This is a genomic window from Chryseobacterium sp. WX (genome assembly GCF_029542485.1).
Taxonomy (GTDB): domain Bacteria; phylum Bacteroidota; class Bacteroidia; order Flavobacteriales; family Weeksellaceae; genus Chryseobacterium; species Chryseobacterium cucumeris.
The window spans coordinates 3,287,258-3,312,073 of record NZ_CP120710.1 but is presented as its reverse complement, the minus strand read 5'-3'; the positions used below and the strand labels follow the sequence as shown (position 1 = coordinate 3,312,073).

General features: G+C 36.2%; 24 protein-coding genes. 21 read left to right on the top strand and 3 right to left on the bottom strand.

The window, feature by feature from the left end:
* Window positions 1–19 precede the first annotated feature (19 nt).
* From PZ898_RS14895 to PZ898_RS14845, 11 genes are all read left to right on the top strand, one after another.
* Window positions 20–493 carry a macro domain-containing protein gene (locus PZ898_RS14895; RefSeq protein ID WP_123278742.1) on the top strand — a complete coding sequence of 158 codons (474 nt, stop codon included), beginning with the start codon at window positions 20–22 and terminating at the stop codon, window positions 491–493.
* A 14-nt stretch (window positions 494–507) separates the two neighbouring features.
* Window positions 508–1,101, top strand: a complete 594-nt coding sequence (locus tag PZ898_RS14890) for a DUF4291 domain-containing protein (RefSeq protein ID WP_277693642.1) — start codon at window positions 508–510, stop codon at window positions 1,099–1,101.
* A gap of 17 nt (window positions 1,102–1,118) precedes the next feature.
* Complete coding sequence (locus tag PZ898_RS14885; protein WP_277693641.1) at window positions 1,119–2,351, top strand: TIGR02452 family protein; 1,233 nt, start codon at window positions 1,119–1,121, stop codon at window positions 2,349–2,351.
* Window positions 2,348–2,857 (top strand): O-acetyl-ADP-ribose deacetylase, encoded by a 510-nt coding sequence (locus PZ898_RS14880; protein WP_062672767.1) that lies wholly within the window; start codon window positions 2,348–2,350, stop codon window positions 2,855–2,857. The genes PZ898_RS14885 and PZ898_RS14880 overlap by 4 nt, the downstream gene beginning before the upstream one ends.
* Window positions 2,854–3,438: a hypothetical protein gene (locus tag PZ898_RS14875; RefSeq protein ID WP_277693640.1), complete on the top strand. Its 585-nt coding sequence runs from the start codon at window positions 2,854–2,856 to the stop codon at window positions 3,436–3,438. Before PZ898_RS14880 ends, PZ898_RS14875 begins: the two co-directional genes overlap by 4 nt.
* Window positions 3,435–4,121, top strand: a complete 687-nt coding sequence (locus PZ898_RS14870; protein WP_277693639.1) for an NAD-dependent deacylase — start codon at window positions 3,435–3,437, stop codon at window positions 4,119–4,121. Before PZ898_RS14875 ends, PZ898_RS14870 begins: the two co-directional genes overlap by 4 nt.
* Window positions 4,121–5,062 (top strand): ADP-ribosylglycohydrolase family protein, encoded by a 942-nt coding sequence (locus PZ898_RS14865; RefSeq protein ID WP_277693638.1) that lies wholly within the window; start codon window positions 4,121–4,123, stop codon window positions 5,060–5,062. The genes PZ898_RS14870 and PZ898_RS14865 overlap by 1 nt, the downstream gene beginning before the upstream one ends.
* Before the next feature lie 10 nt (window positions 5,063–5,072).
* Entirely contained in the window at window positions 5,073–5,615 is a 543-nt protein-coding gene (locus tag PZ898_RS14860; protein WP_277693637.1) for an RNA 2'-phosphotransferase, read from the top strand.
* Window position 5,616: 1 nt separating this feature from the next.
* On the top strand, window positions 5,617–6,345 hold the full coding sequence (locus PZ898_RS14855; protein WP_120232293.1) for a metallophosphoesterase family protein: 729 nt from the start codon (window positions 5,617–5,619) through the stop codon (window positions 6,343–6,345).
* 155 nt (window positions 6,346–6,500) lie between these two features.
* Window positions 6,501–8,225, top strand: coding sequence for a hypothetical protein (locus PZ898_RS14850; protein ID WP_277693636.1), 1,725 nt, complete (start codon window positions 6,501–6,503; stop codon window positions 8,223–8,225).
* Between the two features lie 101 nt (window positions 8,226–8,326).
* Window positions 8,327–9,115, top strand: a complete 789-nt coding sequence (locus PZ898_RS14845) for a choice-of-anchor J domain-containing protein (protein ID WP_082798752.1) — start codon at window positions 8,327–8,329, stop codon at window positions 9,113–9,115.
* A gap of 47 nt (window positions 9,116–9,162) precedes the next feature.
* Here PZ898_RS14845 and PZ898_RS14840 read toward each other — a convergent pair whose 3' ends face one another.
* Window positions 9,163–10,044, bottom strand: coding sequence for a cupin-like domain-containing protein (locus tag PZ898_RS14840; RefSeq protein ID WP_062672752.1), 882 nt, complete (start codon window positions 10,042–10,044; stop codon window positions 9,163–9,165).
* 447 nt (window positions 10,045–10,491) lie between these two features.
* Here PZ898_RS14840 and PZ898_RS14835 point away from each other — a divergent pair, with 447 nt between their 5' ends.
* Entirely contained in the window at window positions 10,492–13,203 is a 2,712-nt protein-coding gene (locus tag PZ898_RS14835) for a TonB-dependent receptor (RefSeq protein WP_216443616.1), read from the top strand.
* 48 nt (window positions 13,204–13,251) lie between these two features.
* Here PZ898_RS14835 and PZ898_RS14830 read toward each other — a convergent pair whose 3' ends face one another.
* Window positions 13,252–13,749: a DinB family protein gene (locus PZ898_RS14830; RefSeq protein WP_062672748.1), complete on the bottom strand. Its 498-nt coding sequence runs from the start codon at window positions 13,747–13,749 to the stop codon at window positions 13,252–13,254.
* Between the two features lie 183 nt (window positions 13,750–13,932).
* Between PZ898_RS14830 and PZ898_RS14825 the strand changes: the two genes are divergently transcribed.
* The 9 genes from PZ898_RS14825 to PZ898_RS14785 all read left to right on the top strand — a co-directional run bounded on the left by PZ898_RS14825 (window position 13,933) and on the right by PZ898_RS14785 (window position 23,903).
* Window positions 13,933–14,832, top strand: a complete 900-nt coding sequence (locus PZ898_RS14825; protein ID WP_062673748.1) for a GLPGLI family protein — start codon at window positions 13,933–13,935, stop codon at window positions 14,830–14,832.
* A gap of 182 nt (window positions 14,833–15,014) precedes the next feature.
* The gene (locus tag PZ898_RS14820; RefSeq protein WP_062672746.1) at window positions 15,015–15,305 is read left to right on the top strand and encodes a hypothetical protein; all 291 of its coding nucleotides are present in this window, start codon (window positions 15,015–15,017) and stop codon (window positions 15,303–15,305) included.
* Window positions 15,306–15,473: 168 nt separating this feature from the next.
* Window positions 15,474–15,680 carry a FeoA family protein gene (locus PZ898_RS14815; protein ID WP_062673746.1) on the top strand — a complete coding sequence of 69 codons (207 nt, stop codon included), beginning with the start codon at window positions 15,474–15,476 and terminating at the stop codon, window positions 15,678–15,680.
* Window positions 15,680–17,713: a ferrous iron transport protein B gene (gene feoB, locus PZ898_RS14810; protein ID WP_062672744.1), complete on the top strand. Its 2,034-nt coding sequence runs from the start codon at window positions 15,680–15,682 to the stop codon at window positions 17,711–17,713. The genes PZ898_RS14815 and feoB overlap by 1 nt, the downstream gene beginning before the upstream one ends.
* A 318-nt stretch (window positions 17,714–18,031) precedes the next feature.
* On the top strand, window positions 18,032–18,922 hold the full coding sequence (locus tag PZ898_RS14805) for a DUF4421 family protein (protein ID WP_062672743.1): 891 nt from the start codon (window positions 18,032–18,034) through the stop codon (window positions 18,920–18,922).
* Window positions 18,923–18,991: 69 nt separating this feature from the next.
* The gene (gene glmM / locus PZ898_RS14800; protein ID WP_062672741.1) at window positions 18,992–20,374 is read left to right on the top strand and encodes a phosphoglucosamine mutase; all 1,383 of its coding nucleotides are present in this window, start codon (window positions 18,992–18,994) and stop codon (window positions 20,372–20,374) included.
* Window positions 20,375–20,422: 48 nt separating this feature from the next.
* Entirely contained in the window at window positions 20,423–21,001 is a 579-nt protein-coding gene (locus PZ898_RS14795) for a Crp/Fnr family transcriptional regulator (protein ID WP_277693635.1), read from the top strand.
* Between the two features lie 343 nt (window positions 21,002–21,344).
* Window positions 21,345–22,313: a zinc-binding alcohol dehydrogenase family protein gene (locus PZ898_RS14790; RefSeq protein ID WP_277693634.1), complete on the top strand. Its 969-nt coding sequence runs from the start codon at window positions 21,345–21,347 to the stop codon at window positions 22,311–22,313.
* A gap of 207 nt (window positions 22,314–22,520) precedes the next feature.
* Window positions 22,521–23,903 (top strand): tetratricopeptide repeat protein, encoded by a 1,383-nt coding sequence (locus PZ898_RS14785; protein ID WP_062672737.1) that lies wholly within the window; start codon window positions 22,521–22,523, stop codon window positions 23,901–23,903.
* A 45-nt stretch (window positions 23,904–23,948) separates the two neighbouring features.
* Here the strand turns inward: PZ898_RS14785 and PZ898_RS14780 are convergent, their stop codons facing one another.
* Window positions 23,949–24,815 carry a hypothetical protein gene (locus tag PZ898_RS14780; RefSeq protein ID WP_183037420.1) on the bottom strand — a complete coding sequence of 289 codons (867 nt, stop codon included), beginning with the start codon at window positions 24,813–24,815 and terminating at the stop codon, window positions 23,949–23,951.
* Between the last annotated feature and the right edge of the window lies 1 nt (window position 24,816).

Sequence of the window (24,816 nt, the reverse complement as noted above, 5' to 3'; positions counted from 1 at the left end):
AGAATAAAAGAAAATAACCATGAAAACTATACAATATTTAAAAGGGGATGCTACGGTCCCACAGGCCAAAGGAATAAAGATCATCGCCCACATCTGCAATGATATCGGAGGTTGGGGAAAAGGTTTTGTACTGGCAGTTTCCAAAAGATGGGAAGAGCCGGAAAAAGAATATAGAAACTGGCACCGTTTCAGAAGTAAAAATAATTTTGCTTTAGGAGAAATTCAATTGGTTCAGGTTGAAAAATACATTTTTGTAGCCAATATAATCGGGCAAAAAGGAATAAAAACCGGAAGTAATGGTGTCCCTGTTCGGTATGATGCCATTGAAAAAGCTCTGGAAAAACTTTCCAACGAAGCTTTGCTGTTGAACGCAAGCGTTCATATGCCAAGAATCGGATGTGGACTGGCAGGAGGAAAATGGGAAGAAATTGAACCTATTATCGAAAGAACATTGCTTGTAAGGAATGTGGAGGTATATGTGTATGATTTTTAATAAATTAACCAACAATGAGAGAATTTGAAATAAGAGCAGATTATAAAAATGACACGCTGATTGTCTACCAAGCCTATAATAAAGCAATTGCAAAATCAGCCGTAGAGAATCAGAAATTTACAGCTCCTTTTTCATTCAGCAGGATGACCTGGATAAAGCCTTCTTTTCTCTGGATGATGGAGCGCAGCAATTATGGACAGAAATGCAATCAGGAATGTACCCTGGCCTTACATATTAAAAGAGAAGCCTGGGAGAAAGCTTTAGGCAAAGCAATTCTTACTTCACCTGAAAAAAGGGTCTATCCCGATCCCCGAAAATGGGAAAAAGATTTTGAAAATGCCGGAATATATGTGCAGTGGGATCCTGAAAGGAATATTAAAGGAGCAAAACTGAATTACCGTTCCATTCAGGTAGGAATCAGCCGCGCATTGATTGAGGAGTTCAATGAAGAATGGATTGTAAAAATAGAGGATTATTCTCCTTTGGTTAAGAAGATTCTGAATCTTACCAGGTCGGGAGAATTTGATAAGGCAAAAAAACTGCTGCCGGTAGAAAAAAACTATCCTCTGTCAAAAGAACTGGCTTACAGAATTGGAGCCACAGTATAACCAAATAAACGAACGTCATGAAAACAACAACATTATATAGACCAGTAGGAGAAAAAGAAATGATCTTGATTATGGAAAGCGGATTTAAAAAATTTCCTCCAAGACTGGAATGGCAGCCCATTTTTTACCCCGTTCTTAATGAAGAATATGCTTCAGAGATTGCAGAAAAATGGAACACCAGAGACGAAGCTGGAAACTATCTTGGTTTTGTAACCCGGTTTGAGGTGTTGGAAAAAGTGACGGATCAATATCCTGCACAGAATGTCGGGGCTAGAAATCACAATGAATTATGGGTTCCTTCTGAGGATCTTAACAGCTTTAATAAGGCAATTGTAGGAGATATCAAAGTAATCAAAGTCTTTATAGGAGATGACTTTAAGAAGGCTGCAAGTGCTGAGTTGGAAGATTTGATGATCAAAATAAAAAAACTAACTATGACTAATAAAGGAATGGCAAAAGATACTTTGGATATCTTAGCTAAAAAATATTATATTAACGAACATAACGAAAAAATAAATATAGAAAACGAGCTGGAAATCAGTAAAAAAGAAACCTCTCTTTTCACTCCGGAACAGCTTTCTGAAATGAAAGAATCTCCGTTGCCGGAAATCAGTTTTGAAACAAAAATTGAAACCTGGAAGTGCAGTTCTTTAAAAGCAATTTTACAATTATCCGAAGAAGAAAATCAGGAGAAGATCATGTGTCTCAATTTTGCATCAGCAAAAAATCCGGGTGGAGGATTTATCAATGGAGCAGAAGCACAGGAAGAAAGTCTGGCAAGAACTTCCGGACTGTATGAAAGCTTACTTCAGGCATTTGATTATTACACAATTCATCGTGCAATGGAATCCTGTTTTTATACCGATACAATGATTTACAGTCCTAAAGTTCCTGTTTTCAGGAAAGATAAGGGAGAGTTGCTTCCTAAGCCTGTTCTGTGTAATTTCATCACGTCTCCGGCAGTCAATGCAGGGGTGGTAAAACGTCAGGAACCGGAAAGAGCACATGAAATTCTTGATGCAATGGATCTTAGAATGGATAAAATGCTTTCACTGGCTTTACAACAAGGAAATGAAGTTCTGATTTTAGGAGCCTGGGGATGCGGTGTCTTCAAAAATGATCCAAAAGAAATTGCAGGATTATTCGGGAAATATCTTCAGGGAAAATATAAAAATAAATTTAAAAGAGTGGTTTTCGCAGTGCTTACCAAGAAAGAAGAAATGCTGAAACCATTTGAAGAAATACAATGAAAATAGAACTAATAAAAGGAGACATCACAAAAATCCAAGCTGATGCAATAGTTAACGCTGCCAATTCATCCTTACTTGGGGGAGGCGGTGTAGATGGAGCTATTCACAGAGTGGGAGGATCTCAGATATTGGAAGAATGTGTTGCGATCAGAAATAGACAAGGAAAATGCAAAACGGGAGAAGCGGTAGTAACAAATGCAGGAAATCTCCCTGCAAAATATGTTATTCATACAGTAGGACCAGTTTGGAACGGTCACGAAGAAAAGGAATCCATTCTTCTGGCAAACTGTTATCATAATTCTTTGAATTTGGCAGAAAGCCTTGGTGTGAAGACGATTGCTTTTCCTAATATTAGTACAGGAGTCTATAGATTTCCAAAAGAACTGGCAGGAAAAATTGCGGTAGATGAAGTCAGAAAATTTCATTCATATAATATTGAGAAAGTTATTTTTGTCTGTTTTGATGATGAAAATGAAAATATTTATAAAGACCTTTTACAACTGTGAAAAAAAATAATTTCAGATTCGTAGATCAACCTGAAGATCCTAACGTGGGATTGGCAAATGAAGAAATTGCTTTTCTTCAGAAAGAATTGAATCTGCAGTTTCCTGAAATTTATATTTATTATCTTCAACATGCTGGAAAAGAATCAAATGTTTTCCCTGTGGAAAATGATATTGTAAAGCTGAAAAAATACCAAAATCAATTGAAAGATGCTTTGAAGCAAAGAGGCTTACTGAGCACCGAAAGTCTTTTTTGTTTTCAGTATAATATAGAGTATGAACCTCTGGTGGGACAGGATTTTGAAACCTTTTATTTTTTCAATTTATCACATCCTGAATCTCCCGATCTGTATATTTTTGGAGACTTTATGACCAATTTTGATTGGCGAGGATATGATAAAGAGCTTACAAATAAAGAAAATTTTGTAGATTTTATCAATTATAAAACGAAAGATAAATTTGGACCAAAGCGACTTAAAAGAATAGGAAATACCCTTTTAGGGATTCTGGTAGCTCCTTTTATTATAATCGTGTTGATTATTGTTGCTGGCCAGGTTTTACTAGAAAAAATTAAAAACCAATGAAAAAACTAACCATATTAAGCGGCGCCGGAATCAGTGCCGAAAGCGGAATAAAAACCTTCAGAGACGGAGACGGTCTCTGGGAAAATCATAATGTAACGGATGTAGCAAGTCCGGAAGGCTGGAAAAAAGACAGAGCTTTGGTTCTGGAATTTTACAATCAGAGAAGACGCCAGCTGCATGAAGTACAACCTAACGAAGCGCATCAATTACTGGTTGAGCTGGAAAAATATTTTGATGTTCAGATTATTACCCAGAATATTGATGACCTTCACGAAAGAGCAGGATCTACAAAGATTCTTCATATTCATGGAGAACTGTTCAAATCATGCTCATGCAACAATAAAAACCTGATTTATGAACAGAAGGATGATATTAAAATTGGTGATAAAGCTGAAGATGGAGCGCAATTAAGACCTTTTATCGTTTGGTTCGGAGAAGATGTTCCTTTATATCAGACTGCAAGAGAAATCGTAAAAGAATCGGATATTCTTCTGGTTATCGGGACTTCTTTGCAGGTATATCCCGCAGCAGGACTGATTCATGATATCAAGGACGATTGTCTTTTAATCGTCATCAATCCTAATGAAACGGGATTCGGATACGGACAGAGAGCTGTAGTAATGAAGGAAACAGCCACTCAGGGAATGAAAATATTATTTGATAAATTAGTCAATTTAGCCTGATGGAAAATAAGGTAAAAGCTGGAATTATGGGTGTTTGCATAGGTGACGCTCTTGGCGTTCCTGTAGAATTCAAAAAAAGAGAAGATTTAAAACGTTTTCCGGTAACGAAAATGCTGGAGTATATGTCATGGAACCAACCCAAAGGAACCTGGAGTGATGACAGCTCTCTTACACTTTGCCTTGCTGATGAACTTTCCAAAAGATATGATCTGGAAAAAATCGGACAGAGTTTCGTAAAATGGAATAAATACGGTCACTGGACTGCCCATGGAAGGCTTTTTGACATTGGAGGAACGACAAGACATTCTCTGGCGAGATTAATCAAAGGTGAGAGTGCACGATTTTCAGGAAATATTTTTGAAGAAGATAACGGGAATGGTTCTCTGATGAGAATTCTTCCCCTCGCTTTCTATCTTGAGAAGGAAAATGATATTCAGAAACTCTATCTGACGGTAAAAGAGGTTTCTACAATAACTCACGGCCATTTCCGTTCTGTTTTTGCCTGTTTCATCTATGTCATTTTTGCCATTCAACTGTTGAAAGGAAAGAATAAAAAAGAAGCATATGAGCAAACACAGAATATCACTTTAAAATATGCTGAAGAACAAGGATTTAATCCTAATGAAATTGAACTTTTCAGAAGGATCTTAAAAAATGATATTTCCAAATATCCTGAAGATGAAATTAAGAGCGGCGGCTATGTTCTTCACAGCCTGGAAGCCTCTCTATGGTGTTTTTTAAACTCAGAAAGCTATTCTGAAGCTGTTTTGAAGGCCGTCAATCTCGGGGAAGATACCGATACAACTGGAGCTATCACAGGAGGAATTGCCGGAATTTATTATGGATATGAAAATATTCCACAAGAATGGCTTTCTGAGCTGGTGAGAAAGGATGATATTGAAGCATTGTGTGAGAAATTACACCAAAAATTAATGAATTAAAACACAATCCATGAACGAAATAGAAAAGAAAAAAATAAGTAAATTTTTAAGCCTGATCCTGCGGCATCAGCCTGAAAGCATTGGGCTTACGCTCGATGAAAACGGTTGGGCAGATATAGAAGAACTGCGGGAGAAATCAGCAAAGAAAAGAATATATTTTACCTCCGAAGAATTAGATGAGGTGGTAGAAACCAACAATAAAAAACGTTTTGCTTTTAATGAAGATAAAACAATGATCAGAGCAAGTCAGGGACACTCTATTGATATTGACCTGGCTTTGGAAGCCAAACAGCCTCCGGAATTTCTGTACCATGGAACAGCAGAAGCCAATATTTCTTCTATTTTAGAAAAAGGAATTGAAAAAAGAAGCCGTCAGCATGTACACTTAAGTGCTGATAAAGAGACTGCTGCAAAGGTCGGAATGAGACACGGCAAACCTGTGATTCTTACGATCAGAACCGGAACAATGCATCAGGAAGGATTATCTTTCTTTCAGTCTGCAAACGGGGTTTGGTTAACAGATTTCGTAGATGCAAAATATATTTCGAAGTAAAATGAGCAGAACATTAGTCATAGGAGATATCCACGGAGGGTTTAAAGCCTTACAACAAGTTCTTGAAAGAGCAGGAGTGATGAAAAATGATCAACTGATTTTCCTCGGAGATTATGTAGATGGTTGGAGCGAATCTTCACAAGTCGTACAGTTCTTACTGGAGCTTTCTGAAAGACAGGAATGTATTTTTATCAAAGGGAATCATGATGCATGGTGTGAAGATTGGTTGAATTTAGGACAAAAACCTGATTTGTGGCTTTTCAATGGAGGAAAAAGTACAGTAGAAAGTTATGCTGATTATTCTCTTGAAGATCTGGATATTCATCTCGAATTCTTTCAAAGGATGAAAAATTATCATATTGATGATCAGAACCGGTTGTTTATTCATGCCGGATACGCTTCCATGCACGGTCCTGAAAAAGAAGTGTACTCAAGCAATTACCGTTGGGACAGAACGCTTTGGGAAACTGCCGTGGCAATGGATAAAAAACTGTCGAAAAATTCTGAATTATATCCTAAAAGACTGCTATTGTATAAAGAAATATTCATCGGACATACGCCTACTCTTGATATTGGGATCAAAATACCAGCCAATAAAGCTAATATCTGGAATATGGATACCGGAGCAGCCTATACCGGATCTTTATCCATCATGGATATTGACTCCAAGCAATTCTGGCAAAGTGATCCGCTTCCTTCCTTATATCCAAAAGAAAAAGGGCGAAATTAATACTGTTGAGAACAAACCTAACAGGTTTTCAAAACCTGTTAGGTTTTTATCTGCAAAACAACTTTAACTTTTCAATCTTTTGCAATTTTGACTGCCAGCACATCCCCGTTTCTCACAAAAGATGATTAATTTTAAAGTCTGAAAATATGACTTCAATGAAACTGAAATATCTTTTATTCACCTTAAGTTCTACCTTGTTTTTGGCTCAAAAATCATTTCAGACCCCTTTTGAAAAAGGGAACGGAAATCAGACAGTTACCTACGACGAAATGAACAGCTATTATCAGGATCTGGCGAAAAATTTCAATACTATTCAGTACCTTAAAAAAGGAGAAGATGACAACGGAAAGCCAATTTATGTAGTGGTTTATAATCCCTTTCCTGAAAAAGACCTTGAAAAATTAAGAAAAGACAAAGCCATTCTTTTTGTCAACAATGGAATTCACCCGGGAGAGCCGGATGGAATAGATGCTACCATGATGTTGATGAGAGATCTTGCGGCTAAAAAAATTAAAACTCCGCAGAATTTTATTATTGCTGCGATTTCCGCTTACAATGTCAGTGGAATGTTGAACAGAGGATCTTACTCGAGAGCCAATCAAAATGGACCGGAGCAGTACGGTTTCAGAGGAAATGCAAGGAATTATGACCTGAACAGAGATTTTATCAAAGCAGATTCTAAAAATGCAAGAAGCTTTCAGGAAATCTATCAATGGTTGAAACCGGATATTTTTATCGATAACCATGTCAGCAACGGAGCAGATTATCAATGTACGTTCACCTATATTTCTACATTTAAAGAACGTTTGGGAAATACCCTTGGAAATTATTTCTACAATGATTATCAGGCTAAAAATATTGAGGATATGAAAAAACTGGGGTATGATAGTACTCCCTATGTCAATATCCACGGAGATGTTCCGGAAGTAGGATTTGCCTCATTTGAAGATTCTCCGAGATATTCTACAGGATATACTTCCCTTTTCAACTCTCTGGGAACAGTTCCTGAAACCCATATGCTGAAGCCTTATGATAAAAGGGTAGATGCCACTTACAAATATATGCAGGTGAATCTACGGAATTTAGATAAAGATTATCATAAAATAAAGCAGCTTCGAATAGAAAATCTAAAACAATATCAGGCTGGAAAACAATACGGAATCCGTTGGAAAATAGATTCTACGAAGTTCTCTACTATGGATTTTAAAGGTTATGAAGGAAAATATAAGCCCAGTGAAGTTTCAGGCAAACCAAGACTGTATTATGACAGAAATAAGCCTTTTACGAAGAATATAAAACTCTTTACGACGGCTGTTCCAACGGGATATATTACCATTCCAAAATATTATGTAATTCCGCAGTCGCAGTACCGGGTGATTGAAGAATTTAAAAGAAATAATATTCAGATGAAACCGATACAGAAAGACAGTACTTTAACGGTTGAGTCCTATAAAATTAAAGATTTTAAAACCGTTAAAAATCCTTATGAAGGGCACTACCTGCATTTTGAAACTACGGTTGATGCTACGCAGAAAAATAGGGTATTTACAGCCGGAGATTATCTGGTTTCAACCAATCAGCCTGGTGTAAAATATATTATAGAAACCCTTGAACCTGAAGCATTAGACTCATTTTTCAATTGGAATTTCTTTGACGGAATTCTGGCACAGAAAGAATACTATTCCGCTTATATTTTCGAAGATACAGCTGCTGAACTTTTGAAAAAGGATAAAAAATTGAAAGAAGCGTTTGAAGCTGCCAAAGCATCGGATAAAAAGCTGTCAGAAGATGGAGATGCACAATTAGATTGGGTGTACAGACATTCTCCTTATTTTGAAGAAAAAACATTCAGACAGTATCCCGTTTACAGAGTGTTGTAAATATTTTTTCACAAAAATTCTGATGATTTTTTTGTTTTTTTATAGTAATTTGTTAATCAATGTTTTATATTTTTATTAAATTAGTATCAAAAACAAACACTATGAAACAAATTTATCAATTCGTAACATTGCTGTGCTTTATACCAATAGGTTTACTGGCGCAATATTCTCAAAGTTTCGATTCGGCAACAATGCCTGCTGACTGGACAATAATTAATGGTGGAGATCCTGGAACCTGGGAAACCTTTAGTTCTTATGACTCTTCATTCAACGCTCCTCATTCTGGGACCCACTTCCTTGGATTGGAATACGGCAGTACTTCCCATGATGATTATGCCATAAGCCCTGCTATAGTGGTCACCGCAGGAGTATCTGATAAGCTTACTTTCTGGGCAAGAAACAGAGGGGCAGGACTTGCTGAGACGGTGGATATAAAAGTATCAACCACAACTCCTACTATTGCAGGCCTTACCAACACGCTCGCAGCAGCAGTAAAACCTCCTACTTCGTGGAATCAGTATACGTACGACCTGACTCCTTTTGTAGGACAAACAATTTATATTGCTTTTCATTCCACTACAGAAGATGTTTGGTTTATAGGGATAGACGATTTCCAGATTTCAACAAACAGTTTATCGGTTTCTGATGCAAAAGCGGATAAGAGCCGTGCATCCATCTACCCAAACCCGGCACAAGATGTTTTACACATCAAAAATAAAACTAAGATCTCTGAAATTAGCATCTATGATCTTAACGGAAAGCTAGTGAAAAAAGAAACGATGGATACAGAAAACGGAACTGTAAATGTAAGTGAACTTGCAGCAGGGAATTATATAGTGAAGGTCAAAGATAAAGAGACTGAAAAAGGCTATAAAATGATTAAGAAATAACATTTATAATAGAATAAAAAAAGACGTTTCAAGTGAAACGTCTTTTTTTATTTTGGTAAGCCTCTCTTCAAGGCCATTTCTGCTCTTTTAATTGCCATTTTCTCTTTCCAGTCCATATAGCTCTTTTTAAAGTTCGACTTCATAATGTCGTCAAATTTACGCTGTACGGTAAGATTCCATAGAGAATGTGCTTTTACTGCCCATGATTTGTCCCATGCTCTTAAGGAAATTGAGAAACTTCCGTCCAGATATTTCATCCAGTGCCACCATCCTGTAGGCATAAATAAAGTATCACCATGTTCAAGATAGCATTCAATACCTTCTACACCATCCAGTGCCGGGAATTTTGTGAAATCCGGATTTTCAATATCATAATCCTCAAGTGCATACGTAGCATAGGGTATCTGATAAAGGCGTTCTTTCCATTTATAGTCGAAAAGAAGGATATGCTTTCTTCCATTGAAATGGGTATGGAAAATATGGGCCATATCGATATCGAAGTGAAGGAAGGTTACAGAACCTTTTCCTCCAAAGAACATATTCGGATATTTATCAAGAAAGCCACCCATTAATTCTTTAGGAGAAATATAATCTTCCAAAAGTTTAGGAGCATATTTTATGGGGTCGAATAGGAAAATTCTAAGATCAGTAGGTTCTCGCTGAATAAGATCTATGTAATCTCCAAACTTCATTTTTGCTGCTGATGCATTGATGGGAGCAGAAGGATCTGCCTTTGAGCTGTCATATAGCGGGACCTCCACATCTCCTACAACCTCCTTCATATATTCCATCGTCCATTTTTGGTAAGCAGGCCATTTTTTTGCCATATTTTTGATGACAACGGGCCTTCTTGGCTTCAGATATTTTTCGTAGAATTCTTCTTTCGAAATGTCATCTACAACATCTATAGGCTTTAAAATAATTCCCATTTTATAAATTTTATGTTACAAAATTATTAAATATATATTGATGTACCAGTGTTTAATTTTTTTTTAATCTATGATTCAAATCAGATTTTCCTATTTAGAATAAGTAAGATTATTAATTTCTTAGCTCCTGCTTAAAATTGTTCTTTTATCTAATCAATAAGACAAAATCTATTCAGATTATGTTACATAAATCAAAAAATAAATCATCACTTCTTTTGCAAATTTTTTATGCCAAACATCATTTTATGATAAATTAAATATTCGCAAAAGCGGATAAACAGATTGTGAATCTGCTTAAAAAGATTTCTTTTTTTCAAAGAAAATCAAAAGCTTAAAAATTATCACTATGTTTGTAGTGATAATGGTTTAACTTTTATCTATAAAATTCATCTTTATAAAAGTGTAACAAAAAACAATATCCATTAACTAATTGAGCAAATAATAAGTATGAAAAAAAATATTTCCTTATTTCTGATGCTTTTCTTTACGGTGCTTACTTTCGCCCAGAAAACGATCTCAGGAAAGATCACGGATGATGACGGGGTAGCAATACCAAGCGCCAGTGTAACGATAGAAGAGCCCGGTAAAGATGCTATTCTTGCTTATGCCATTACGAATTCCAAAGGAGAATATAAAGTAACTTTTACATCCGCTGAATCCAATGTGGATTTAAAAGTGAAAGCATTCAATCAGAAACCTCTTACGAAGCAAATTAATAACAGCGATCAGACTCTGAACTTTAAAATGCAGTCTGAAGCTACAGAAATTAAAGAAGTACAGCTGAAAACCAAAATGATCACCGCAAGAGGCGACACCATCTCTTACGATCTTAAGGCTTTCAATAGTAAAAACGACAGAACCCTTGCTGATGTAATGAAAAAGATTCCGGGAATTGAAGTAAACAAGGACGGAACAATTCTTTATCAGGGAAATGCCATCAATAAATTCTACGTCAACGGAAAAGACCTTATGGAAGGAGGTTATGGAACCATCAACAATTCCCTTCCTAAAGATGCTGTACAGAAAGTAGAAGTTCTGGAGAACCACCAGCCGGTAAAAATCCTTCAGGATAAAGTCCCTTCAGATCAGGCAGCCATCAATATCAAACTGAAAAACTCTGTCACCATGACTGGAAGAGGAGAAGTAGGAACCGGATTTGGAGATCCGTGGCTTTGGAATGTAAAACTGACGCCTATGTTTTTCGGGCAGAAAAGCCAATGGGTTGTCAATTATAAAACCAATAACATGGGTGAGCAGGTGGAAAATGAAGGAAATATTCTGGCTTTTGGAAGCTCATGGGAAGGAAGAAGAAGTAACATCTCGCAAAATAATTGGCTAAGTGTAGAGAATGCATCCGTACCTGATCTTCCTGTAAAAAGATATTTGATGAACAGTGTTCATTATCTGTCAGCAAATTATCTTACCAATATTGATAAAAAGAAAGAATGGGAGCTTAAAGCCAATGCCAACTATACCAATAATGCGGTGGAAAGAGAGTCTAATAGTGTTACTAGAGATATCCAGCAGGGTACACAATATACAACAAGGTTCCTGAACAATTTCTATACAGACAAATTAAAAGGAGAACTGATTTTTACAAAAAATGCAAAAAAAGGATTCTTTAAAAATACAACAACATTCTCTCAATTCTGGAATGCAGATAGGGCTTTTGCAGAAAGAAATGATAAGCAGGGTTACAGGATAGGAAACGAAGCATTGGAATCACCTACAACATCTTTCCAGAACTCCTTAAGTACAATTATTCCATGGAAAGAAAAAATGGTGAATTTCAAATCCTATCTGAGCTATCAGAATGATAAACAGATTTTAGAAATTTCTCCTGCCAATTATTTACAGTTTCCATATAAAGAACCTGGAAGTACTGATTTTACAACCATAAAATTCACACCAGGCAGTACTGCTTTGCAATATTTCAGGATTAAATCTTTAGATACATCACATTCTGCAAATATCAGTTTCACTTCAAAAGGATGGACATTCACACCACAGGTAGGACTTGATTTTTCAACTGATAATTTGACAACAAATTTTGATGGAAGTACTGTAGATAATAAACCGGATTTTGCAAATTTAACTTATGAAAATGATCTGAAATTTACGAGAGTTAATCCATCGGCTTCCGTAGGAATCAATTATAAATCTGAGTCATGGAGTTTATTTTCAAGTTTCCCTGTAAACTTCAATAATATTAAGGCTGAAGATGCATTTAGAAATGTTTCCAAATCATTAAGTAAAGTAACTTTTACTCCTAATGTTTTTGCTCAATATTCATTTGCTTCCTTCTTCAAAGCGAGTTTGAATGGAGGAATTAGTAATAACTTCGGAGATATTCAGACAGCTTATGCAGGATATATTCTCACAAGTCCAGGAGGATTTAATGTGATGAACCCTAAAAATCCGATCCCTCAGACTACTACTAAAAATGCAGGAACAAGATTGGAGTACAGAAATCCGTTAAATAACCTTTTCTTTAACGTTGGATATAGAATAAGTGATGCAAAAAATAACCTTATTGCTTCAAGTATCGTTAATGAATCAGGCTTCAGAGTAACAGAATACTTGGAGAAAGAAAATAAAAGGACCAGCAATACCTATTATGCAGAAATAGGAAAGTATTTTCCAAAATTTAAAACCAATGCTTCATTAAGTTATAACAATACCATTTCTAAATCTCAATCCATCAGAAATACTGATAATATTGATAATAAAACAAATGGAAATACGCTAGGAATTAAATTTAACAATACTTATTTCTCATGGATGAGTGTAGATTTTAACGCATCTAAAACATGGAATAAGACATCTAATATTTTCCTTACAGATAATAAAGGAAAGTCAGAAGGATACAGCCACAATCTTAACGTATTTTTCTATCCATTAGAAAACCATACCATAGGGTTTTATTGGGATCAGATCAATTCAAAATCTGCAGACATAAAGTATAATAATGGTTTCTTTGATGTTTCATATCAGTTCTCATGGGCTAAAAAGAAAATTGATTTTGAATTAAAATGGATGAATATAGCAAATAAGAGAGTGTTTGAAAGAATCGATATTGATAATACGAATATCACACAAACAAGTATGCAACTCCGCCCAAGTCAGGTGATGCTAAGTGTAAAATTCAACTTTAAATAAAAAAAAACCAATCCATACGGATTGGTTTTTTATTGAGATATACTGAAATTAAAAGCTTTGCTGGTCTGCTGAAGGCCCATAGCTTCCCGGCAAAGGAATATTGTTTAGTCTGTAATACACTCCCAGTTGAGCCCTGTGATGCGTAATCTGGTTTAAAGCATGCCGGATGGCTCCGTACTTGCTCCAGCTTGCCAGTTCGTGCCCATCATTTTTAATCGTCCAGCTGGGATTCAGATCGTTTTCTGTACTGTTTTCCAATGCTGTTTTTGCAGACTGGTAATCATCTTCCAGTTTTTTCATGAGTTCATCTCTTGTAGAAAGAATGGTAGGTTTATAATCTCCCTTGGCAAAATCCAGTTCCGAAGTTTTTAAAATAGTGTTCGGCCATTCAAAAACTTCTACCAGATGGGTAGCAAGAGGCATCATTTTCATGCTTTTTTCATGCGGAGCATAATCGTTTTTTCCTTCAGGGAATAGTTCAATAAATTTTTTTGTGGTTTGGAACTCTCCCTCCAGTTCGGATTTTAATTGAGATAAGGTATCCATAATATTTTGTTTTTTAGAAACTTAAAGGTAAGCGTTTTAAATATGAAACTGTTTTAAGAGAATCATAATTTTTTAATTAGTAAAGATTTGAAACAGGTGAATATTTTTTACCGAAAAATAAAATTTCAGAAAAACTGTAACAAAAGAAGACAAGTGATTACTAATTATATAAAACTTGCTACAATGAAAAAGTTATTCTCAGTATTTCTTATTGCTCTTTTTGCATTTGCAGGAGCTCAGGAGTCAAAAGAAACAGCCAACCGTTTCTTTTATGAACTGACTTTTAAGCCGAAAAAAGATTCGGCAAGAATGGATAAGATTATTACTATTCTTGATATTACCCCAAAGAAATCAATCTACCAGGATTATACAATGCCGGCTCAGGATTCTATCATTAAAGTTCAGATAGAAGAAATGGAGAAAACCAAATCTTTTAAGGATATGACCAAGTTGATTAGGTGGCCGAAATTTTCATATAAAATTATTAAGACTTATCCTGACATGAAAGTACAGTATGTAGACAGAATCAGCAGAAATCTGTTCTCATATGAAGACGATCCGAAGCTGCAATGGAGTATTCTACCAGATAAACAAAAAATAGGCGCGTACAATGCTCAGAAAGCAACTACTGAATTTGGAGGAAGAACATGGACTGCATGGTTCAGTTCGGATATCCCTTTTCAGGATGGACCTTACAAATTTAAAGGACTTCCTGGTCTGATTGTAAAAATCGAAGACGCTGATAAAAACTATTCATGGCAATTGAGCGGAAATAAAAAGATCGAAAATTATGATGAATTATCATATGCCGATAAGATCAATGCTAAGATGGGAATGATGAGCAATACAGTAACACCTACATCAAAAGAAAAGTTTCTTAAATCTTATGAAGGATACAAAGCAGATCCTTTTGCAGAATCCCGTCCATATATGACTGCAGAGAATATGAGCAGACCCATGCCGGGAACAGACGGAACTGTAGGAGATTTCATGAAAAGGCTGGAAAAGCAGGTGAAAGATTTCTTCGGGTCCAATGATAATCCCATAGAAAAAGAACAGCCTTCTGACAAGAAGAAAAAGTAAGACTTCATATCAACTAAATTATATTTTGAATCAACCCAGATACAGCAATGTGTTTGGGTTGATTTCTTTTTATCAGGTAAATTCTACGTTTGACCAGCAGAATTTTTAAAAAATTCTCTGAAAAAATTTGATTTTATTTTTTATTCTCATATGTTTGCTAAAACTAATTTAAAAATTATACCATGAAAAAATCTATTGTCGCAGTTCTGCTGACAACATCTGCATTGCTATTTGCTAAAAATGAATCTCCAAATAAAAATACGGAGCCCCAAAAGGCAACAGAAACTGTTTTAGTCACTAAGAAGACTATTGAAAAAACAGATCAACTACAAAAACCTATTACATTATCCACAACTGCAAAAGAGAGGGAAAAGGAATTGACTACAGAAGAAAAATGCGCTATTGAACTTGCTGTTGGTCCTGTAATTGCGGGGCCTCCTGTTCATTGTTTTCAGCTTGGAGCAGAAGGATAATCTTAATAAGATATAAATAAGCCCAGATACAACGATGTGTCTGGGCTTATTTCTTTTATCTCAAAACGTTATTTAGATTAAATTTAAATAGCGTATATTTGCAGGACTAAAAATTAGGCTTTGAAAGAGAAAGGATTACATAAATTAAGTGGATTCCCTAAAAATAAAATGGGGAAGATATTGGGATATGATAACGACCATCTTAAAATGCCCAATAAAATTATTGAAATGGGGCTTCTTCCGGAGACCATTTTCAGAATTTTGTATCAGGCTCCGTTCAGCGGGCCAATGTATGTAGAATTTGGAGCAGAAAAAAGCCGGATTGCTCTTCGTGAGGAAGAAGGAGATTACATCATTGTTGAAGAATTGAATTAATGCAGGAAAACAAGAAAAAACAGATACTTTTAGTCGGGAATCCTAATGTAGGAAAGTCAACGGTTTTTAATACGCTTTGCAACAAAAAGCAGAAGACCGGGAACTACGCCGGCGTTACCGTTGCAAGTCATTCGGGAAACTACATATACAAAAATGAAGAAGTTGAGGTGATAGATCTTCCAGGTTCTTACAGTGTATACCCAAGCTCAGAAGATGAGGCCATTTTCTCCAAATATCTTATTGACGAGCAGAAAAACTACGCAGGAGTTGTTTATATTCTTGAAGCATTAAGTTTAAAAAGAGGGCTGCTGTTGTTTCAGCAGATTCAGGACCTTGGCATTCCAATGATTCTGATTGTCAATCAGATTGACCAGGCAGAAAGAAGAGGAATTACTATCGATATTCAAAAATTTTCCGAAGCATTAGGCATTAAAATTATTCAGACCAATGCCAAGGAACAGATCGGGATTGATGAAGTAAGGGAAGCTGTTTATAACAATGAATTCGTAAAAACAGATCAACTTTCTTTTGAAACACCAAACGAACACAGAGACTTTATTCAGAAACTGGCAGCACATAAAGGTTTCGATAACGAATATAAAGCATGGATGAGCCTTTCTCTGGGAACAGATCTTGGAAGAATCGGCGGAGTAATGGAACAGCTCAATGAACCTGATTCTAAAAGTTTGGTTCCTAAAAGATTACAGGTTCAGGAAACTGTAAGAAGGTACCAGAATGTTGACAAAATACTGGCTGATGTTATTTTTAAAAAGGCTCAGTTCAAAGAATTATTAACCGAGAAACTGGATAAAGTTTTGGTTCATAAATTCTGGGGTTATGTGGTCTTTTTAGCTATTCTGCTGATTATTTTTCAAAGTGTTTTCTTCCTTGCAGAATACCCGATGAGCTGGATTGAAGATACATTCTCCTGGCTGGCCGCATTTACAAGCGAACATCTTCCTGAAGGACCAATTAATTCATTGATTTCAAATGGAATCGTTCCCGGAATCGGAGGAATTGTGGTTTTTGCACCACAGATCGGAATTCTCTTGTATTTCCTTTATTTATTGGAAGATTCAGGATATATGGCAAGAGTAGTATTCCTGATGGACAGATTACTTCGTCCTTTCGGGCTTAACGGAAAAAGTATCGTTCCCCTTGTGTCAGGGACTGCCTGTGCGATCCCGGCGGTGATCTCTACAAGAAATATTGAAAATGTAAAAGAAAGATTGCTTACGATATTGGTAACCCCATTTATGACATGTTCTGCGAGACTTCCTGTTTACAGCATCATTATCGGACTGATTATATCAGAAGGAACATTTTTAGGAATCAAATACAAAGCACTAGTCCTGATGGGAATGTATCTCCTTGGGTTTTTAGTCGCTTTATTCTCTGCAGCAATCCTTAAAAGATTTATTAAAAGTAAAGGAAAGACGTATCTCGTAATGGATCTTCCAGCCTATAAAAAACCACTTTTCGGATATGACTTTAAAATGGTTTTAGGAAAAGTATGGGACTTCATTACCGGAGCCGGAAAAATAATTTTCATCGTAAGTATCATTATCTGGTTTTTAAGCTATTTCGGGCCAAGCCAGAAAACAAATGAATTTGTAGCTGCAGATGTTCACTTAGACCATTCTTACCTTGCTAAGATGGGTAAAGGAATAGAACCTGTAATTGCTCCTCTTGGTTACGACTGGAAAATGGGAGTAGGAATCCTTACAAGCTTCGTGGCAAGGGAAGTCTTTGTAGGAACAATGTCTACGCTCTATAGCCTGGAAGATGATGCTCCGGAAGTGAAAGTTATTGATAAAATGAGAAGAGATGTAAAACCAAACGGTGAAAAAGTCTTCAGTTTTGCAACCGGAATTTCGGTGCTTCTTTTTTATGCATTTGCAATGCAGTGTGTTTCTACACTTGCAGTAGTCTACAGAGAAACCAAAAGCTGGAAATGGACTGGCTTTCAGGTAGTCATGATGACAGGTTTGGCATATTTTGTGTCGATGATAGTATATCAGATTTTAAAGTAATGGACTCATCATTAATCATTCAGTACGTACTTATTGTATTAATTGTAGCATTTGCTTGTTACTCTTTATTTAAAGTACTTAAAAAAAATTTCGCTCCTAAGAAATTCAGCTCCAAAAGAACCAACTGCGATAAAGATTGCGGCTGTTCTTAAACAAGGTTTAATAGAAATCAAAAAATAATAGTATTTTCATCCTTTGAAAATATTAATTATTTTGACTCTAAAAAACACAATTTCAGTTCTCTTGTTGTTCTCATGCATTTTTTACGCTAGGTGTCAGACAGATACAACACTAGTAAAATCGTATAGAGATCAGGTGATGATCCGCCTTAATCTGGATACCAATCTTGAAAAGTATATTCTTTCCCAGCGAGGAAATGATAAAATGGAACTGTCCATCAATAACAAAACAAGAACGTCCGTATCTATTGACTACCGTGCCATTAGTGCAACCCTCTCTTTTTCCCCAAAATTTATCCCGGGAAATAATGAGGATGATCTGAAAGGGAAAAGTTCTTATACAGATCTGAGCTTCAGGTTTTTTCCAAAAAGATTTATCCAGACTTTTTATTATAAAAAAGTAAAAGGGTTTTACGTGGAAAATATGAAAGATTTTGTTCCGGACTGGCAGGAAGCAGATGCTTATTTACAGTTTCCAGACTTAAAAGTGGTGAGTTTTGGAGGAACAACATCGTATGTGTTCAATAAAAACTTCTCAGCCAAAAGTGTATATACTCACAGTGAATGGCAGAAAAAAAGCAGTGGAAGCTGGATTCCTTATCTGGATTATGATGTCAGCTTTTTCACCAATACAATAAATGAAGTGAAAAACAAGGAAGTTCAGTATAAAATAGGGGCCAATATGGGATACTTTTATAATTGGATTATAAGAGATAAAGTGAATGTTGCTCCCTACCTTTCTGTAGGACTTGGAGGACAGTTTTCAGGCTCCCAGGAGAACAATGAGCAGAAAGAAAACGAACAGTTTGTAACCCTGAGAATGGAAGGAGGTCTTCACGTGGGATATAATTCAGACCGCTTTCTTTTTGGGGGAAGGATGAACTTTAGGGCTTACACGTATCAGAAAAACGGAGAAGCAGTTGAAAATAATAACCTTTATGGACTGTTATATATTGGGTATCGTTTTGCACCACCGAAAGTTGTGAAAAATACCTACGATAAAGTCCAAAAAAAGATTCCGGTTCTATAAGTTGAAGGGTCTTTTAAGTATCTTTGCGTTGGAAAAATTCAGAAAGAACAAAATAAAAGCAAAAACATCATGTCATTAATAAAATCTATTTCCGGAATTCGCGGAACCATTGGTGGAAGAGTAAATGATAACTTAACACCGCTGGATGTTGTAAAATTCGCATCCGCTTTCGGAACCTGGCTTCAAAATAATAAAAACAAAAAAGATCTTACCCTTATCATCGGAAGAGATGCCAGAATTTCTGGCCAGATGGTTTCCTCTTTAGTTACAGCTACATTGCAGGGATTAGGAATTAATGTGGTAGATCTGGGTCTTTCTACAACCCCGACTGTTGAAGTAATGGTGCCTGAGCTGAATGCAGACGGTGGAATCATCCTTACTGCTTCTCATAATCCAAAACAATGGAATGCCCTTAAATTATTAAACGAAAAAGGAGAATTCATCAGTGGTGAAAACGGAGCTGAAGTACTGGCTTTGGCAGAAAGCGAAGATTTCAACTATGCAGAAGTAGACGATCTTGGAAAATATGAAACAAGAGACGATGCTTTTGATATCCATATTCAGCAGATCCTGGATTTACCGATGGTAGACGTGGAAGCAATCAAAGCAAAGAATTTTAAAGTAGTTCTTGATGCTGTAAACTCTACAGGAGGAATTGCTATTCCAATGCTTTTAGATAAATTAGGTTGTGAAACCATCAAATTATATTGTGAACCTACGGGACACTTCCCACACAATCCTGAACCGTTGAAAGAACATTTGGGAGATATCTGTGATCTTGTGAAAAAAGAAAATGCAGACTTAGGAGTGGTGGTAGATCCGGATGTAGACAGACTGGCTTTGATTGATGAAAAAGGAGAAATGTTCGGGGAAGAATACACCCTGGTAGCCGTTGCAGATTACCTGTTGAAAAATAAAAATGGAGTAGCAATCTCCAACCTTTCTTCAAGCCGTGCATTGAGAGATGTAGCACAAAGCCACAATTCAGAATACTTTGCAAGTGCTGTAGGAGAAGTAAACGTTGTTACTTTGATGAAGGAGAAAAATGCGGTGATCGGAGGAGAAGGAAACGGAGGAATTATTTATCCTGAATTGCATTACGGAAGAGATTCTTTAGTAGGAGTCGCTTTATTCCTAACACATTTAGCTAAAGAAAACAAGACCGTTTCTGAATTAAGAGCAGGATATCCAAGCTATTTCATGGGTAAAAAGAAAATAGAACTTACGCCGGAGATTGATGTAGATGCGATCTTAAGCAAAATGGAACAGGAATATCAGAATGAAGAAGTCTCTATAGTAGATGGTGTTAAAATAGACTTTGAAAACAACTGGGTTCACCTTAGAAAATCCAATACAGAACCAATCATCAGAATTTATACTGAAGCTAAATCTCAGGAAGAGGCAGATCAGTTGGGAGATGATATCATTGCTAAAATCAAGAGTTTAATCTAAAAATATATGAAGAGCGGACAAACAGTCCGTTCTTTTTTTATACCAGAAATGTTTGAACATATTAAAAACAGATTTCCTTTCCCTAAAGAAAAGTGGAGAAAATTTCTGGGCAGCTTCCAGCGTATGGATGTTCCTGCCAAGACTTTGCTTTTAAAAGAAGGTGAAGTTTCCTGCAATGCCTATTATCTTGAAAAAGGGATGGTAAGAGCCTGGTATAATAATGACGGAAAAGATGTTACCTTTCAGTTTTTCCCTGAGAACACAATGTTTTCCTCTCTTGAAAGCTTTAAAAAAGGTTTACCAAGTATGGTTTCATTTGAGACCATAGAACCCTGTATTTTATACAAAATTAATAAACCTGATGTGGAAGCTTTTCTGGAAGAAGTTTACGAAAATCCGGAGCTTAGAAATCTTTTTATGGATGCTCTTTTCGAAAGGGTATTCGATTATATGAAGCATTTCTTTTCATTCATTAAGGATACTCCGCAGCAGCGATATCTGAATTTAGTTAAACAAAAACCTGAGATCATCAAAAGAGTTCCCCAGCATTATATTGCTTCCTATCTTGGCATTACTACTGTACATCTCAGCAGAATCAAAAGCAAAATATTGAAAGAAGGACTTTAAGAGGATGGAAGATGGAAGCCAGAAGCTGGAGATTTAAAAAGACACCGCATTACTTTGTATTTGTCCTGTTTAAATTTTAAACGCGATGTTCGCGAAGAATAATAAAAATGCTCGCAAAGGTGTTCCACTCATCAAGGGTAGCTATTCTTTGCTGAACGAAATGTCCTTGTGAACAAATAATAATAACAATATCATGTTTCCTAGCGATTGCTGCGTTTGTTAACTCTGTTACCGGCTTTATAAACTCCCAACCTCCCGCTTCCAGCTCCCTTTTCCAAACTGATAACAAATGTTATCGCTTCACAGCCTTCTACACTCCTAATTTTGTATAAAAATTAAAAGAATGAAAGCAGCCGTAGTATTTGCAAAAGGAAGCATTCCTCAATATGCAGATTTCCAGGAGCCTGAAGTACAGGAAAATGAAATTTTGATTTCAGTAAAAGCCGCATCAATTAAAAATCTCGACAGAGCCAGAGCAGGTGGAAATCATTATTCAACAGAAAATCAGAAACACCAGCCAGCGGTTATCGGAACAGACGGCGCAGGATATCTGGAAAACGGAAGTAAAGTCTATTTTTTCAGCAAAAAAGGGACTGTATCCGAAAAAGCTGTAGCAGATAAAAAGATGATCATTCCAATTCCTGAAGGACTTGATTTTTCTCTGGCTGCAGCATTGCCCAACGCCGTTATGGGCTCAGCAATGGCATTAAAGTTCAAAGCAGGAATACAGCCTGGAAATACTGTACTGATTAATGGAGCAACAGGAATTACAGGCAGAATTGCTGTCCAGATCGCCAGATTATATAGAGCACAGAAAATTATTGTTACAGGAAGAAATGAAGAATCTTTGCAGTCTTTACTTGAACTGGGTGCTGATGAGATCGTTTCTCTAAAATTGGAGGACAATGATTTTAAACAAAAAATAAAAGAAATTCATCAGGAAACACCGATAGATATTATCATAGATTATGTCTGGGGTCATTCTGTAGAAATGATTTTGTCTGCTTTCAAAGGAGACGGAACCTTTTCCCATAAAACAAAGCTTGTAACGATAGGAGGAATGAGCGGGGATACCATTCAGCTGTCTTCTCAGATCCTCAGAGGAACCGATATTCAGATTTCAGGATCAGGATTGGGAAGCTGGACAAAAGAAGAATCAGCGCTACTTTTTTCGGAAATTATCCCGGAAATGTTTCAGGCAGCAGTTGAAGGGGAAATTAAAATGGAAACTCACGAAGTTGATATTAAAGATATCGAAACCATATGGAACGCTGAAATAGAAAGCGGAAAACGTCTGGTCATAAGAATTTAACCCCAATTTCCGTTTTTTTATCCACAATCCTTTTATCGGTTTTCTTTTTTTACTATTTTTATAATAGAAATTTATGAAATGGAATATTCAAAAAAAAGTTGCAACTTTGCATAAATATTTGAATATCAGTTTCAGATGTATTATTAACTAAACGTTTGCCGAGGTTTGTAAGCAAATTCAAGCGTTGGGCCGACAAAGAGGACACTATTGGAAGAGTATTTTGGAAATGAACTTGTAAAAAAGTTCGAGGAAATGATGGAAAACAATGACGAATTCTACTTCGATACCGAAGAGTTAGAAGACATTATTGTTTATTATTTGGAGCTTGGTGACTTTAATTACGCTGACATGGCTGTTAATTATGGGCTAAAGCTTCATCCCAATTCGTTGGATATCAAGATCAAAAGACTTGAGATCCTTCTGGAGTGGGAAGAGTATAATACGGCGAAAGAACTTATTGACGAACTGAAAGGTGCTTCTATGGAGCATACAGACTTTTTGGTTTGCTACGCCAAGTATTATTCGAACCTAGGAAATCCCAGAAAATCCATTGAAATCTGTAAAAAAGCTTTGACATTAGAGGAAGAAGAAAACTTTCTCCACAACTTTATTGCGGATGAATATGTGAATCTCGGAGATCCTTTTAACGCTCTTAAACATTACAGAAAAGCACTGAAAGAAGATCCTACGGATGAATATTCGCTGGAAAACTGTATGGTGTGTTTCAGTGACCTGAATAAGAGTGAGGAGGCTATTGCCTTTCTTAATGAATATTTAGATGAATTCCCTTATTCTGAAACCGCCTGGTTTGAATACGGTCAATTCTATTTCAACAGAAAAAATTATGATGAAGCGATAAGAGGCTATGACTATTTACTGGCAATCAACTCAAACTCTGTAGGAGTATATGCCAATAAAGCAGCCTGTTATGAAGCTTTGGGACAATACCAGAAGGCCATCGAAACTTATGAAGAAATGCTGGAGCTGGAATATACAAAAGCATTTACTTTTTATAAGATCGGATTATGCAACAAGGCTTTAAAACAGCCTATTTTAGCTTTAAATTCATTCCAAAAATCATTGAGAGAAGACCCTCAGTTTTATCTTGCGATGATGGAACAGTCTTATCTTTATGAAGAAATGGGAGGAATGTCTGAAGCATTACATTTTGCCAAAGAAGCTACCCAGCTGAATGAAAACAATCTTGACTATCAGAAGAGACTGGCGTTTTTATTCATCGATTCGGGGAAGTTTGAAGAAAGCCTTTCTTGTCTTAAAAAACTGGTGGATGCTGAACCTTCAAGGTTCTACAACTGGTATGCCTATTCAGAAGTTTTAATGTTAGTAGGAGAGTATGAAGATGCGGTAACAGTCTTGAACAGAGCCATTAAAAAACATCACAGAGCCGAGCTGTTTTATCAATTGAGCAATTGTTTTTACAATCTGAAAGAACAGGATAAAGGAATGGAATCTCTTCAAAAAGCATTGGAACTTGATCCTTCTTTAGCTAAGGATATGCAGAAAAAATATCCTTTCATTAAAGACGAAGTGAAAAAGGTCAAGGCCAATAAAGTGAAGAAAAAGAACTAGATGTCTCTAACAAATAACAGAAAACCTGCAGAAATGCAGGTTTTTTTATTGATAGTTGTATTCGTAGAAAAATTTATCCGGAACACTGGTATTTGCATTTCCATTCACATCAAGAGATTGTCTGCTTTCTTCAGATGGATAACCGGCAGTATTAAAAGTAGTTGTATACTTGTGAGACGTTGTTCCGGTTGCTGTTCCTCCTCCGGCAGTCGTATTGGTAAACTCTCCTTTATAAGTGCTTAAGCTGTTCTTAATATTCGAAAATAGCATGCTTATCCCATCACTGCTTTCATTTCCATTGAATATGATTTTGTCAAAACCTTTGACATTTTTGAAAGGATAGTTCTTATCAGTATAGGTATAAGTCTCTTTTTCTGTATAATTAACCGTATTTCCATTGACGATTCCGTTTCCTGATCCTACGTTACTTACCATATTTCCATTGCTGTACGTAAATACACTGTTGATCGTATAAGAACCGGCAGTTCCTGAATTCGTCTGTCTTTTTACATTGATTTCCGTATTGCTGGTATAGTTATAAGTAAATGCAATCGTATTCTGTACAGTTCCGGTAGTGGAATATTCCTTTATAACAGCCGAAGCCATGCGCCCATTAGAATATCCATATTCTACAGAGCTTTCAAGAACATTATTTTCGTAATGTTTAATCCCGGAAACATAATCATCGGTATAAGAGAACTCCACTCTTTGTCCATGATTAATGTTGTTAATCATACTGATGATTTTGGTTCCGTTGTAATTGATTTTCATTACAATACCATCCATTGTCATCTTCGTGGGAAGAATTACGCTTTGATTAGACGGATCACTGTTGTCGAAAGGAGTGTCATCAGAGTTGGAACAAGAAAGTGTAGATAAGGCTATAGCCCCAAAAAGTAGAAGTTTTTTCATA

Bases quoted from the DNA above. Each gene is read 5' to 3' on its own strand.
- PZ898_RS14895 (WP_123278742.1), top strand. From the start codon at position 20: ATGAAAACTATACAATATTTAAAAGGGGATGCTACGGTCCCACAGGCC.
- PZ898_RS14890 (WP_277693642.1), top strand. From the start codon at position 508: ATGAGAGAATTTGAAATAAGAGCAGATTATAAAAATGACACGCTGATT.
- PZ898_RS14885 (WP_277693641.1), top strand. From the start codon at position 1,119: ATGAAAACAACAACATTATATAGACCAGTAGGAGAAAAAGAAATGATC.
- PZ898_RS14880 (WP_062672767.1), top strand. From the start codon at position 2,348: ATGAAAATAGAACTAATAAAAGGAGACATCACAAAAATCCAAGCTGAT.
- PZ898_RS14870 (WP_277693639.1), top strand. From the start codon at position 3,435: ATGAAAAAACTAACCATATTAAGCGGCGCCGGAATCAGTGCCGAAAGC.
- PZ898_RS14865 (WP_277693638.1), top strand. From the start codon at position 4,121: ATGGAAAATAAGGTAAAAGCTGGAATTATGGGTGTTTGCATAGGTGAC.
- PZ898_RS14860 (WP_277693637.1), top strand. From the start codon at position 5,073: ATGAACGAAATAGAAAAGAAAAAAATAAGTAAATTTTTAAGCCTGATC.
- PZ898_RS14855 (WP_120232293.1), top strand. From the start codon at position 5,617: ATGAGCAGAACATTAGTCATAGGAGATATCCACGGAGGGTTTAAAGCC.
- PZ898_RS14850 (WP_277693636.1), top strand. From the start codon at position 6,501: ATGAAACTGAAATATCTTTTATTCACCTTAAGTTCTACCTTGTTTTTG.
- PZ898_RS14845 (WP_082798752.1), top strand. From the start codon at position 8,327: ATGAAACAAATTTATCAATTCGTAACATTGCTGTGCTTTATACCAATA.
- PZ898_RS14840 (WP_062672752.1), bottom strand. From the start codon at position 10,044: ATGGGAATTATTTTAAAGCCTATAGATGTTGTAGATGACATTTCGAAA.
- PZ898_RS14835 (WP_216443616.1), top strand. From the start codon at position 10,492: ATGAAAAAAAATATTTCCTTATTTCTGATGCTTTTCTTTACGGTGCTT.
- PZ898_RS14830 (WP_062672748.1), bottom strand. From the start codon at position 13,749: ATGGATACCTTATCTCAATTAAAATCCGAACTGGAGGGAGAGTTCCAA.
- PZ898_RS14825 (WP_062673748.1), top strand. From the start codon at position 13,933: ATGAAAAAGTTATTCTCAGTATTTCTTATTGCTCTTTTTGCATTTGCA.
- PZ898_RS14820 (WP_062672746.1), top strand. From the start codon at position 15,015: ATGAAAAAATCTATTGTCGCAGTTCTGCTGACAACATCTGCATTGCTA.
- PZ898_RS14815 (WP_062673746.1), top strand. From the start codon at position 15,474: ATGGGGAAGATATTGGGATATGATAACGACCATCTTAAAATGCCCAAT.
- feoB (WP_062672744.1), top strand. From the start codon at position 15,680: ATGCAGGAAAACAAGAAAAAACAGATACTTTTAGTCGGGAATCCTAAT.
- PZ898_RS14805 (WP_062672743.1), top strand. From the start codon at position 18,032: ATGATCCGCCTTAATCTGGATACCAATCTTGAAAAGTATATTCTTTCC.
- glmM (WP_062672741.1), top strand. From the start codon at position 18,992: ATGTCATTAATAAAATCTATTTCCGGAATTCGCGGAACCATTGGTGGA.
- PZ898_RS14795 (WP_277693635.1), top strand. From the start codon at position 20,423: ATGTTTGAACATATTAAAAACAGATTTCCTTTCCCTAAAGAAAAGTGG.
- PZ898_RS14790 (WP_277693634.1), top strand. From the start codon at position 21,345: ATGAAAGCAGCCGTAGTATTTGCAAAAGGAAGCATTCCTCAATATGCA.
- PZ898_RS14780 (WP_183037420.1), bottom strand. From the start codon at position 24,815: ATGAAAAAACTTCTACTTTTTGGGGCTATAGCCTTATCTACACTTTCT.